Origin of the sequence: Aeromonas sp. FL131, from assembly GCF_049860615.1 — a bacterium.
GTDB lineage: Bacteria > Pseudomonadota > Gammaproteobacteria > Enterobacterales > Aeromonadaceae > Aeromonas > Aeromonas hydrophila.
Window position 1 is genome coordinate 3,539,228 of sequence record NZ_CP187595.1, and the last position, 12,279, is coordinate 3,551,506.

Annotated in this window: 14 protein-coding genes; 1 reads left to right on the forward strand and 13 read right to left on the reverse strand. The window is 60.0% G+C overall.

Going from position 1 to position 12,279, the window contains the following annotated elements; all coding sequences use genetic code 11:
* Positions 1-6: 6 nt before the first annotated feature.
* Positions 7-222 carry a 30S ribosomal protein S21 gene (rpsU, locus tag ACPW75_RS16355; RefSeq protein WP_005309452.1) on the reverse strand — a complete coding sequence of 72 codons (216 nt, stop codon included), beginning with the start codon at positions 220-222 and terminating at the stop codon, positions 7-9.
* A gap of 179 nt (positions 223-401) precedes the next feature.
* Between rpsU and tsaD the strand changes: the two genes are divergently transcribed.
* The gene (gene tsaD, locus ACPW75_RS16360; RefSeq protein ID WP_024946180.1) at positions 402-1,415 is read left to right on the forward strand and encodes a tRNA (adenosine(37)-N6)-threonylcarbamoyltransferase complex transferase subunit TsaD; all 1,014 of its coding nucleotides are present in this window, start codon (positions 402-404) and stop codon (positions 1,413-1,415) included.
* Between the two features lie 82 nt (positions 1,416-1,497).
* Here tsaD and rpoS read toward each other — a convergent pair whose 3' ends face one another.
* From rpoS to mazG, 12 genes are all read right to left on the reverse strand, one after another.
* A complete protein-coding gene (gene rpoS, locus ACPW75_RS16365) occupies positions 1,498-2,481 on the reverse strand; it encodes an RNA polymerase sigma factor RpoS (RefSeq protein WP_011704778.1) in 984 nt (327 codons plus the stop codon).
* A gap of 47 nt (positions 2,482-2,528) precedes the next feature.
* Positions 2,529-3,569 carry a peptidoglycan DD-metalloendopeptidase family protein gene (locus ACPW75_RS16370; protein ID WP_081398591.1) on the reverse strand — a complete coding sequence of 347 codons (1,041 nt, stop codon included), beginning with the start codon at positions 3,567-3,569 and terminating at the stop codon, positions 2,529-2,531.
* Positions 3,570-3,579: 10 nt separating this feature from the next.
* Complete coding sequence (locus ACPW75_RS16375) at positions 3,580-4,161, reverse strand: YqaA family protein (protein ID WP_179101395.1); 582 nt, start codon at positions 4,159-4,161, stop codon at positions 3,580-3,582.
* A complete protein-coding gene (locus ACPW75_RS16380) occupies positions 4,158-4,775 on the reverse strand; it encodes a protein-L-isoaspartate(D-aspartate) O-methyltransferase (protein ID WP_011704775.1) in 618 nt (205 codons plus the stop codon). Before ACPW75_RS16380 ends, ACPW75_RS16375 begins: the two co-directional genes overlap by 4 nt.
* A gap of 4 nt (positions 4,776-4,779) precedes the next feature.
* Positions 4,780-5,526, reverse strand: coding sequence for a 5'/3'-nucleotidase SurE (gene surE / locus ACPW75_RS16385; RefSeq protein ID WP_029305164.1), 747 nt, complete (start codon positions 5,524-5,526; stop codon positions 4,780-4,782).
* Complete coding sequence (gene truD / locus ACPW75_RS16390) at positions 5,507-6,565, reverse strand: tRNA pseudouridine(13) synthase TruD (RefSeq protein WP_077096098.1); 1,059 nt, start codon at positions 6,563-6,565, stop codon at positions 5,507-5,509. Before truD ends, surE begins: the two co-directional genes overlap by 20 nt.
* Positions 6,565-7,041: a 2-C-methyl-D-erythritol 2,4-cyclodiphosphate synthase gene (gene ispF / locus ACPW75_RS16395; RefSeq protein WP_016349536.1), complete on the reverse strand. Its 477-nt coding sequence runs from the start codon at positions 7,039-7,041 to the stop codon at positions 6,565-6,567. Before ispF ends, truD begins: the two co-directional genes overlap by 1 nt.
* Positions 7,038-7,769, reverse strand: coding sequence for a 2-C-methyl-D-erythritol 4-phosphate cytidylyltransferase (gene ispD, locus ACPW75_RS16400; protein ID WP_425904327.1), 732 nt, complete (start codon positions 7,767-7,769; stop codon positions 7,038-7,040). The genes ispF and ispD overlap by 4 nt, the downstream gene beginning before the upstream one ends.
* On the reverse strand, positions 7,762-8,079 hold the full coding sequence (gene ftsB / locus ACPW75_RS16405) for a cell division protein FtsB (RefSeq protein ID WP_011704770.1): 318 nt from the start codon (positions 8,077-8,079) through the stop codon (positions 7,762-7,764). Before ftsB ends, ispD begins: the two co-directional genes overlap by 8 nt.
* Before the next feature lie 178 nt (positions 8,080-8,257).
* The gene (gene eno, locus ACPW75_RS16410; protein ID WP_017410642.1) at positions 8,258-9,559 is read right to left on the reverse strand and encodes a phosphopyruvate hydratase; all 1,302 of its coding nucleotides are present in this window, start codon (positions 9,557-9,559) and stop codon (positions 8,258-8,260) included.
* A gap of 89 nt (positions 9,560-9,648) precedes the next feature.
* A complete protein-coding gene (gene pyrG / locus ACPW75_RS16415; RefSeq protein ID WP_017410643.1) occupies positions 9,649-11,286 on the reverse strand; it encodes a glutamine hydrolyzing CTP synthase in 1,638 nt (545 codons plus the stop codon).
* Positions 11,287-11,427: 141 nt separating this feature from the next.
* Complete coding sequence (mazG, locus tag ACPW75_RS16420) at positions 11,428-12,225, reverse strand: nucleoside triphosphate pyrophosphohydrolase (RefSeq protein WP_077096099.1); 798 nt, start codon at positions 12,223-12,225, stop codon at positions 11,428-11,430.
* Positions 12,226-12,279: the final 54 nt, after the last annotated feature.

The window sequence follows — 12,279 nt, forward strand, 5'->3', positions numbered from 1 at the left end:
CCTTGATTAGTACAGGCGGATACGACGTGCGTTTTCGCGGGACAGCTTCTTGGCGTGACGCTTAACGGCAGACGCTTTGGCACGCTTGCGAATGGTAGTCGGCTTCTCGTAGAACTCACGGCTACGAACTTCGGACAGGATACCGGCTTTTTCGCAAGAACGCTTGAAGCGACGCAGAGCAACGTCAAACGGCTCATTTTCACGGACTTTGATTACTGGCATGTGCCTTTCACCTCAGTGATAAATTGTTAGCTGACCTTCAATCGATCAGCATGTCTTAAAATGGTGCGAAATTATACTCTGGACAGGGAATGAAAGTAAACCCGCAGAGATCGCTCTGGTTTAAAAAACCCGCGAAGGTTACCATAGCCGTCTCATTTTAGCAGTGAAATTTTTTAGCAATGCGTGTATTGGGCATAGAGACATCCTGTGACGAAACCGGGATCGCGATCTTCGACGATCAAAAAGGGATCCTTTCCCACCAGTTGTATAGCCAGGTCAAGCTGCATGCGGACTACGGCGGCGTCGTTCCCGAGCTGGCCAGCCGGGATCACGTCCGCAAGACGATCCCCTTGATCCAGGCCGCGTTGCGAGAGGCGGGACTGGGCAAGGACGACATCGACGGCATCGCCTACACCGCAGGTCCAGGCCTGGTTGGCGCCATTCTGGTGGGGGCTACCATAGGCCGCTCGCTGGCGATGGCCTGGAACAAACCGGCCATTGCCGTGCACCACATGGAAGGCCACCTGCTGGCGCCCATGCTGGAAGAACGAGCCCCCGAGTTTCCCTTCGTGGCGCTTCTGGTTTCCGGCGGTCACTCCATGCTGGTACGGGTCGATGGCATCGGCAGCTATCAGCTGCTGGGCGAGTCGATCGATGATGCTGCAGGCGAAGCCTTCGACAAGACGGCCAAGCTGATGGGACTGGATTACCCAGGCGGTCCGCTGCTCTCTCGGCTGGCGGAGAAGGGGACCACCGGGCGCTTCACCTTCCCGCGTCCCATGACCGACCGCCCCGGGCTCGACATGAGCTTCTCCGGCCTCAAGACCTTCGCCGCCAACACCATCGCCGCCAACGGTGATGATGAACAGACCCGCGCCGATATCGCCCGAGCGTTTGAAGACGCGGTAGTCGACACCCTGGCCATCAAGTGTCGCCGCGCCTTGAAGGAGACCGGCCTCAATCGCCTGGTGGTGGCCGGCGGCGTCAGCGCCAACCGTCATCTGCGCGCCCAGCTGGCCGAGCTGATGGAGAGCCTCAAGGGGGAAGTGTTCTACCCGCGCACCGAATATTGCACCGACAATGGCGCCATGATCGCCTATGCCGGCATGCAGCGCCTGAAAGCCGGGGTGTTCGAGCCACTGGCAGTCAAGGCCGTGCCACGCTGGCCGCTGGATACCCTGGATCCGGTTTGATCCAGCGGATCCAGTCAGCATGAAAAAGGGGCCTTCGGCCCCTTTTTGTTTTGCTTGGTAAGGATCTTCGCTCTCACAGCCATTAGTTGGTACGGAACAGCGCCTCGATGGAGAGTCCCTGCCCCAGCAGGATCTCCCGCAAGCGGCGCAGCCCTTCTACCTGGATCTGGCGAACCCGCTCGCGGGTCAGTCCAATCTCGGCGCCCACGTCTTCCAGAGTCGCCGGCTCATAGCCGAGCAGACCGAAGCGACGGGCCAGCACCTCGCGCTGCTTGGGGTTCAGCTCCTCCAGCCAGTGCACTATGCTGGCGCGCATGTCGTCATCCTGGGACTCCAGCTCAGGGCCCATGCCGCGCTCGTCGGAGAGCACATCCAGCAGCGCCTTGTCGCGATCGCCACCGATAGGGGTATCGACCGAGGTGATCTTCTCGTTGAGCTTGAGCATGCGATTCACATCATCTACCGAGCGATCCAGCGCGAAAGCGATATCTTCCGCCGTCGGTTCATGATCGAGCCGATGGGAGAGTTCGCGGGCGGTGCGCAGATAGACGTTCAGTTCTTTGACCACATGAATGGGCAGACGAATGGTACGGGTCTGATTCATGATGGCCCGCTCTATGGTCTGACGGATCCACCAGGTGGCATAGGTAGAGAAGCGGAAGCCACGCTCGGGATCGAATTTCTCGACTGCGCGGATGAGACCGAGGTTGCCCTCTTCGATAAGATCGAGCAGCACCAGGCCGCGATTGTTGTAGCGACGGGCGATCTTGACCACCAGTCGCAAATTGGACTCGATCATGCGCTTGCGGGCGGCTTTGTCACCTCGCAAGGCACGACGGGCGTAATAGACTTCTTCTTCGGCGGTGAGCAGCGGGGAGAAGCCAATCTCCCCGAGATAGAGCTGGGTGGCGTCCATCACCTTGTTCAGTTCAGGTGCCATCAGTTCATCGGAAATCGTCTCTTCGGCCTCGGCCGCGACTTCCTGAACTTCTTCCTCTTCGTGGGTCTCCAGCTCTTCGTCGAACTCTAACTCTGCATCCTGCATAACCAGTTGTTCTTGGCTCATGGCGTGTCTCCCTGACCGGCACCAGAGTAAGACTTAACTCTCTGGGTCTAACGCTTTGGCAAATGGCTCATCGGGTTAATCGACTTGCCTCTGTACCGGATTTCAAAGTGCAATCGCACATCCGGCGCGTCCGTGCTACCCATGTTGGCAATGACTGATCCGCCTTTGACGCTGTCCCCTTCCTTCACTCGCAACTCGTCGTTGTGGGCGTAAGCAGAAAGGTAGTCATCATCATGTTTGAGAATGATCAGCTTGCCATAACCCCTCAACGCGCTACCGGCATAGACGACCTTGCCGCCGCTCGCCGCGTAGATGGGTTGCCCCTTCTGACCAGCGATATCTATGCCCTTGTTACCCTGTTCTGCAACAGAGAAACCTTCGACGATCCGACCCTTGGTAGGCCAGTGCCAAGATAGCTTGCTGTAGGAATTGTCTGATTTTTGTTCTTTTACCTGAGCGTATTCTTTTGAAGATGGCTGAGCAATCGTTTTCTGTTTGATAAATGGAGTGGTCGTACCTGAGGGCGCTGGCGCCAGGGGTTTGGGGCCGGAGCTCTGGGTCACCACCGGGCGGGTCGCCGCCACCATCTGGCCACTGCCGCTGCTGGCGGACTGCACATTCAGCACCTGCCCGACCTGCAGGGCAAAGGGCGCCTGCAGATTGTTGCTTTGTGCCAGAGTCTGATTCGACATGCCAAACTGGCGGCCAATGCTGCTCAGCGTGTCCCCAGGACGGACCTGATAGGTGCCTGCACTGCGCGCAACGGCCATGGTGCTGCCGGAGGCATCGAGCCGGATCTGTTGACCCGGATAGATGTTGTAGGGGGGGCTGATGCCGTTGAGACTGGCCAGCGAGGGCACGTCATTGCCCGAATTGAAGGCGATGGAGTAGAGGGTGTCCCCTTTTTTCACCGTGTAGCTGTTGCCCTGAATGGCGGGCTGGGCCGCTATCTGGCGAGCCGGAATGGTAGAGACGAGACCATCATTGCCCAATCCTTGTACCGGAGCAGCAGTCTTACTGGAAGAGCAAGCGAGCAGCAGCCATGACAACACGACGACACTGCTTCCTTGCCAAACACGCGAACGCATAGTGGATCCTTTAACGACTAAACCAGAAATAGGCCACAACGGCCAAACCAATACAGAGCCAACCCAGCACATCCACATAGTGCATCAGCTTGCGCTCCATCTTCTCGCCACCCCAGCGCATCAGACCTGCCACCAGGAAAAAGCGCATGCCACGCCCGATCAGCGAGGTCACGATGAAGGGCAGCAGTGCCATTTGCAACAGGCCGGCCGTCACGGTAAACACCTTGTAGGGGAGCGGCGTGAAACTGGCAATAAAAATCACCCAGATGCCCCACTGCTCGAACCATTGCCGGGCCAGGGCAATCTTGTCTTCATAGCCCACCGAGACCACCAGCGGCTGGACCACCGGCTCCCACAGGGCATAACCGAGCAGATAGCCGAACAGCGCGCCCAGCACCGAGAACAGGGTCGCCAGTGCGGCGTAGTGCCAGGCCTTGTGCGGTCTGGCCAGCGCCATGGGGGCCAACATCACGTCCACCGGAATGGGCCAGAACACCGACTCGATGAAGGCGGTGATCGCCAGATACCAGGGGGCATACTTGTGGCGAGCCCACTGCATCACCAGCACATAGAGGCGGGAAAACAACTTCACTCGACATCTCCGTCAATCAGGGGGACGAAACGGACCGGCTCCAGGATCCGGCTGGTCAGCTGGGAGCCCGACCGCTCGATCAGCTGCAGGGTCTGCTGGCTGTCCCCCACCGGCAACACCAGCCGGCCACCGTCGGCCAGCTGGTCAGTGAGGGCCGTCGGCACCTCGCTGGCGGCAGCCGTCACCAGAATGGCGTCGAAGGGCCCCTTGTTGGGCCAGCCCAGCCAACCATTGCCGTGCTTGGCGGAAACATTGTGCAGATCGAGCTGACGCAGCCGGCGCCGGGCCTGGAACTGCAGAGACTTGATCCGCTCCACCGTGTAGACGTGCTCCACCAGATGAGCCAGCACCGCCGTCTGATAACCCGAGCCAGTGCCGATCTCCAGCACATGGGCCGGATCGTTCTGGATCAGCAGCTCGGTCATCCGCGCCACCATGTAGGGTTGCGAGATGGTCTGACCGTGGCCGATGGGCAACGCCGTATTGTCCCAGGCCTTGTGGGCCATGGCTTCATCCACGAACAGCTGGCGCGGCACCTTGGCAATCGCCGCGAGTACGCGGAAATCGCGAATGTCCTGCGCGATCAGCTGGTTTAACAGGCGCTGTACTATCACACCTTCATCCCTGCAGGTCCAACCAAGCCCCCAGCCCCGCCAGACTGCTGTAGGCAGTCATATCGATGGTCAGGGGGGTGATCGAGACGTAGCCCTGCTCGATGGCGGCAAAATCCGTACCTTCGCCCGCATCTTGCTGGCTGCCGGGCGGGCCAATCCAGTAGATGGGCTGGCCACGGGGATCCTCGCTGCATATGACCGACTCCGCCCGGTGGCGGTTGCCAAGGCGTGTCACCCTGATCCCCTTGATCTGGTCGAGGGGCAGGTCCGGCACATTGACGTTGAGGATCTGATCGGCGGGCAGCGGGTGCACCATCATGCCCCTCACCAGCTGGGCGGCGTAGTGGGCCGCCGTGGCGAAATGGGTCTTGCCTACCAGCGAGATGGCCAGCGAGGGGAAGCCGAGGTGGCGTCCCTCGGTTGCCGCCGCCACCGTGCCCGAGTAGATGACGTCATCCCCCAGATTGGCGCCGTGGTTGATGCCGGCTACCACCATGTCAGGCTCCGGGCGTACCAGCTCGTTGACCGCCAGGTGCACGCAGTCGGTCGGCGTTCCCTTCACCGCATGATATCCGGTTTCGGCGATGCGGGTGACCCGCAGCGGCACTTCCAGCGTCAGGGAATGACTCGCCCCGCTGCGATTGCGATCCGGCGCCACCACGATGACCTCGCCACAGGCAGCCAGCGCCTCGCTGAGGGCTCTTATGCCCTCCGCATGCACACCGTCATCATTACTGACCAGAATTCTCATCGGACTGATTCCTGAAACCATGATCGGCCTCTTCGGCCTGCATTAACTCGCGCACCACGCTGGTGGCAAACGCCCCGGCCGGCAGGAAGAACGACAGGGTCAACACGGCCCCCTCCAGCTGCCAGCTCATGGCTTGCGGCTTGAGCAGCAGCGGGCGGCGGTCCTGGTCCAGCCCGGCTTTTTCCAGGCCGTCACACCAATCGTGATAGGGGGCCAGCACGCTTTGCTCGAACTCGGCGGCGGCACCCTGGCTGGCCAACCGGCCACGGCCCCACTGGGGCGCGGTGAGCTGTACGTCGCCGGAGGCCAGACGCGCCGCCAGCTCAGGGGTCACGCCCTCTTCGCTGAAGATGGAGTGGCTGCCCTTGAGCATCACACAGTCGCCGGCCAGCAGCTGATGGGCCAGTCCCTGCTCGATGCGGGCACTGACGATGGCATTGAACAGCATGCTGCGAGCAGCGGAGAGATAGAGGGAGCGCTTGTTGCGATCCTTGATCCGCTTGCCGGCGAACATCGCCTTGGCCGCCTCCAGGTTGTTGCCGCCCCGGCCGAAACGCTGCTCGCCGTAATAGTTGGGCACCCCCTGCTCCGCGATGGCCTGCAGGCGGGATTCCAGACCGTCGGCCTGCTCCAGCCCGGTGAGGCGCAGGGTGAAGTGGTTGCCCTTGAGATAGCCGACCCGCAGCTTCTTGTTGTGGCGCTTCACCTGCAAGATCTGGATGCTGTCGCTCTCGATGACGGAGAGATCAGGTTCCGCCTTGCCCGGCAGATGAATGCCGAACCACTGTTCGGTCACCGCGTGGCGGTCTTTCAGCCCGGCCCAGGTCACCGCATTGCGGTTGACCCCGGCTGCATCGGCCAGCAGGCCAGCCACCCAGGCGGTATTTTCCCCGGTTTTACGCACCCTGACGAAGATGTGCTCCCCCTCGCCGCAGGGTTCAAACCCGAGATCTTCATTGACCACGAAATCGGCGGCTTGCGCCTTGAGAATGCCACGGGCGGTGGGCGCCCCGTGCAGATAGGCAAGTTGTTCCAGCATTATTGTTTCACCAGTAAGACGACGGCTTCGGTGGCGATCCCTTCCTTGCGCCCCGTGAATCCCAGCTGTTCGGTGGTGGTCGCCTTGACGTTCACCCGGTTCAAATCACATTGCAGATCGGCGGCCAGCACGGCGCACATGGCTTCGATATGCGGCGCCATCTTGGGTGCCTGGGCAATGATGGTCACATCCAGGTTGCCGATGGCATAGCCCGACTGCTGCACCCGTGCAAACACGTCTCGCAGCAGGATGCGGCTGTCGATCCCCTTGAACTCGGCCGCAGTATCGGGAAAGTGACGGCCGATATCGCCGGCCCCGATGGCGCCGAGCAGCGCATCGCTCACCGCGTGCAGCACCACGTCACCATCGGAGTGAGCCAGCAGGCCCTGCTCATACGGCACCGCCACCCCGCCCAGCATGCAGGGGCCAACCCCACCAAACTTGTGTACATCAAAACCATGTCCAATCCGGATCATGCCAGCTCCTCTGTGGGTGAATCGGGTTGCGCCGGCTGGCGCGCGTTCTGTTGCTGCAAATAGAGCCCCGCCAGAGAGAGATCCTCCGGCCGGGTCACCTTGATATTGTCGGCTCGTCCTTCCACCATCCGCACCGTGAAACCGGCACGCTCCATGGCGGAGGCCTCGTCGGTGATGGTGGCCCCCAGCGCCAGCCCCTCTTCCAGTGCCCGCAGCAGAGGACGGGTGGGAAACATCTGGGGGGTCAGGGCATGCCAGAGCTGCTCGCGATCGACGGTGGCGAGGATGTTGCCCGCTCCGTCGGAGCGCTTCATGGTGTCGCGCACCCGGCTGCCGAGGATGGCACCATCACAGGCCATGGCGGTGGCAATCAGGGCATCGAGATCGCCGTGGGTCAGACAGGGGCGGGCGGCGTCGTGCACCAGTACCCACTCCCCTGCGGCCACATGCAACGCATTGAGAACGGAAAAGGCCCGCTCGGCGCCCCCTTCCACTCGCAGGATCCTCGGATCGGCGACCACGGCCAGGGTGTCGAACCAACGGTCATGGGGAGCCAGTGCCACGATCACCTGAGCGATGGCTGGATGGGAGAGCAGCCGGGTCAGGGTATGTTCCAGAATGGTTCGACCCGCCAACTGCAGATACTGTTTGGGGCACTCGGCCCCCATTCGGCTGCCGATGCCCGCGGCCGGGACGATGGCGGTCAGCCCGGGGCGGAGATCAGTCATCGTAGGCTGCGTCTCCGGAGCTGGAACCCTTGTCTTTGTCCTTGGGGATGATCCGATAGAAGGTCTCGCCCTGCTTGATGTAGCCAAGATCGTTGCGTGACAGCTCCTCAATGGCTTCCAGGCCCGAGGTCAGATCGTCGATCTCGCGATAAATCAGGTTGTTGCGATCCTTGAGTACCAGATTGTCCTGCTGCTGCCGGGTGATGGCATCGGACAGCTCATGATAGTCAGACAGGCCGTTCTTCCCCAGCCAGAGGTCATATTGAAGCCCCCCCAACAGGAGAAGCAGGATAAGAGTGAGTAGCCGCATGCACTGAGTCTCCTTCAAGCGGCCTAGTTTCCCATATTCGCAGGCAAGACAAAAGAAAGCCTGTGCCCCGGATGGGTTGGGCCGGAATAAAAAATGCAGAAACCCGCCGTGGCGGCGGCAGAAACAAAAAAGCCCCGCCGATTGGCGGGGCTTTGCACAGCGTGGAAGCAGGCGAAAATTAAGCCTGGTTCTTCACTTCTTTCAGACCACGGAACGGAGCCTTGGCACCCAGCGCTTCTTCGATACGGATCAGCTGGTTGTACTTGGCAACACGGTCAGAACGGCTCATGGAACCGGTCTTGATCTGGCCAGCAGCGGTACCAACGGCCAGGTCGGCGATGGTCGCGTCTTCGGTCTCACCGGAGCGGTGGGAGATGACGGCAGTGTAGCCAGCGTCTTTGGCCATCTTGATGGCAGCCAGGGTTTCGGTCAGGGAACCGATCTGGTTGAACTTGATCAGGATGGAGTTGGCGATGCCGTTGTCGATACCGCGCTTCAGGATCTTGGTGTTGGTTACGAACAGGTCGTCACCCACGATCTGGATTTTCTTGCCCAGTTCAGCAGTCTGGTAGGCAAAACCTTCCCAGTCAGATTCGTCCAGGCCATCTTCGATGGAAACGATCGGGAACTTGGTGGTCAGGTCAGCCAGGAAGTCGGAGAAACCGTTGGAGGTGAAGATGCGACCTTCGCCTTTCAGGTTGTACTCTTTCTTCTCTGCGTCGTAGAACTCGGAAGCAGCGCAGTCCATGGCCAGGGTGATGTCGGTGCCCAGTTTGTAACCGGCAGCGGCAACGGCTTCGGCGATCACTTCCAGCGCTTCGGCGTTGGATTTCAGGTTCGGAGCGAAACCACCTTCGTCACCAACGGCAGTGTTGTAGCCCTTGGACTTCAGCACCTTGGCCAGGTTGTGGAACACTTCAGCGCCCATGCGCACAGCTTCTTTCAGGGTCTTGGCGCCAACCGGCTGGATCATGAACTCCTGGATGTCGACGTTGTTGTCGGCGTGCTCACCACCGTTGATGATGTTCATCATCGGCAGCGGCATGGAGTAGACACCCGGGGTGCCGTTCAGCTCGGCGATGTGGGCGTACAGCGGCATGCCTTTGGCAGCAGCGGCAGCTTTGGCGTTAGCCAGGGAAACAGCCAGGATGGCGTTGGCGCCGAACTTGGATTTGTTCTCGGTACCGTCGAGGTCGATCATGATCTGGTCGACAGTGGCCTGATCCTTGGCATCTTTACCCAGCAGAGCTTGAGCGATCGGGCCGTTTACGGCTTCGAGGGCTTTCAGCACGCCTTTACCCAGGAAACGGCTCTTGTCGCCGTCACGCAGTTCCAGCGCTTCGCGGGAACCGGTGGACGCGCCAGACGGAGCGGCTGCCATACCAACAAAACCACCTTCCAGGTGAACTTCGGCCTCAACGGTCGGGTTACCACGGGAGTCGATGATTTCACGACCGATCACTTTAACGATCTTGGACATGTGTATTTCCTCAGGTTTCGTAAAAAAACAACAAAAATATGCCAAAAAAAGCGGCTGCGGCACAGGGCCCCAACCGCATTTATTTTCAATTACTTCAGATTACGCTTCTGATACTCGCCTGCCGCCTTCACAAAACCGGCGAACAGGGCGTGGCCATCACGGGGAGTCGAGGTGAACTCCGGGTGGAACTGCGCGGCCACGAACCAAGGGTGATCCGGGATCTCGATAATTTCCACCAACTTCTTGTCGGCAGAGAGACCGGTCACTTTCAGACCTGCTGCTTCAATCTGCGGCAGCAACTTGTTGTTCACTTCATAACGGTGACGGTGGCGCTCGTAAATGGTCGGGCTGCCGTACATCTGGCGCACCTTGGAACCTTCGACCAGGTGGCAGAGCTGGGAACCCAGACGCATGGTACCGCCCAGATCGGACTTCTCGGTACGGGTCTCGACGTTGCCTTCGTCATCCACCCACTCGGTGATAAGACCCACCACCGGATAGGCACAATCCTTCTTGAACTCGGAAGAGTGAGCCCCTTCCATGCCCGCCACGTTGCGGGCGAATTCGATCATGGCTACCTGCATGCCGAGGCAGATACCCAGGTAGGGGATCTTGTTCTCGCGAGCATATTGGGCCGCCTGAATTTTGCCTTCCACGCCGCGCTCACCGAAGCCACCCGGTACCAGGATCGCGTCCAGACCTTCCAGCAGCTCGGCGCCACGGGTCTCGATATCCTGGGAATCGATGTACTTGATGTTGACGGACAGACGGGTCTTCAGGCCACCGTGCTTGAGCGCCTCGTTGACGGACTTGTAGGCATCCGGCAGGGATACGTACTTGCCGACCATGCCGATGGTCACTTCTGCGGTCGGGTTGGCCTCTTCATAGATGACCTGTTCCCACTCGGCCAGATCGGCCTCCTTGCACTCCAGACCGAAACGCTCGGTGAAGTAGGAGTCCAGATTCTGGGACTTGAGCAGTGCCGGGATCTTGTAGATGGAGTCGACGTCTTTCATGGAGATGACGGCGCGTTCCGGCACGTTGCAGAACAGGGCGATCTTGGCGCGCTCAACGGCCGGAATGGCACGGTCGGAGCGGCAGATCAGCACGTCTGGCTGGATACCGATGGAGAGCAGCTCTTTGACGGAGTGCTGGGTCGGCTTGGTCTTCACTTCACCAGCAGCAGCCAGGTAAGGAACCAGCGTCAGGTGCATGAACATGGCATTGTTGCGGCCCACTTCGGCAGCCAGCTGACGAATGGCCTCGAGGAACGGCAGGGACTCGATGTCGCCCACGGTACCGCCCACTTCGACGATGGCAACCTGATGGCCTTCGGCACCGGCAATCACCCGCTCCTTGATGGCGTTGGTGATGTGCGGGATCACCTGAATGGTGGCGCCCAGATAGTCACCACGGCGCTCTTTGCGCAGCACGTCGGCATAGATGCGGCCGGTAGTGAAGTTGTTGCGACGGGTCATCTTGGTGCGGATGAAACGCTCGTAGTGGCCCAAGTCCAGATCGGTCTCGGCCCCGTCCTCGGTTACGAACACTTCACCGTGCTGGGTCGGGCTCATGGTGCCCGGATCCACGTTGATATAGGGGTCCAGTTTCATGATGGTCACATCCAGACCACGGGCTTCCAGAATGGCTGCCAGAGAAGCTGCGGCAATGCCTTTGCCGAGGGATGAAACAACGCCACCAGTTACAAAAATATATTTTGTCGTCATGCTGAACCTGAAAGAAGTTTAGGGAATTTTAAGGGGTGCTTCGGGGATGAAGCAGGACGGGGAAACAGTATACCAAAACCCCCTCTCCCAAACAATGAACAAAAATCTATCAGGCTCCCGGCGCCCCCATCTTGCGCCAAATCAACTTTGTTCGGTTTCCTTGGCTCTGTCCCAGGCGGCATCGAGCTTTTCCAGCGAACAGTCGCTCACTTTCAGCCCTTCTGCGGCGATAAACTGCTCAACCTGACGAAACCGGCGTTCGAACTTGGCGTTGGCGCCCCGCAATACCTGCTCCGGATCCTTTCCCAGATGGCGCACCAGATTGACGGTGGCGAACAAGAGATCGCCGAGCTCATCGCTCACCCGTTCCTCGTCCACGTCGGCCATCAGCGCCTCTTCCATCACCTCGTCGATCTCCTCGTGGATCTTGTCCACCACCGGGCCCAGGGTCTTCCAATCGAAGCCGACGGTGGCGCAGCGTTTCTGAATTTTGGCGGCGCGGGTCAGGGCCGGCAGCGAGAGCGGGATATCGTCCAGCACGCTCTCCTTGTCGAGCGCGGCCCGCTCTCTGGCTTTTTCCGCCTCCCAGTTCACCTTCACCGCCTGCTCGTCGCCAAGGTCGGCATCGGAGAAAACATGGGGATGGCGGCGGATCAGCTTCTCGCTCACCGTATCGACGATATCGGCGAAATCGAACAGCCCCTGTTCCTTGCCGAGCTGCGCGTAGAACACCACCTGGAACAGCAGATCGCCCAGTTCACCCTTTAATCCGTCCCAATCCTGGGTTTCGATGGCATCGGCCACCTCGTAGGCCTCCTCCAGGGTGTGCGGCACTATGGTCTGGAAGCTCTGCTTCAGATCCCAGGGGCAACCCCCGTTCGGGTCGCGCAATCTGGCCATGATGTCGAGCAGTTGAGGCAGGTCGTAACGTTGGGACATGGGATATTCGCTTCTTGATTCGTAACGCAGGGGGAAAACAGTGACCGACCTGGC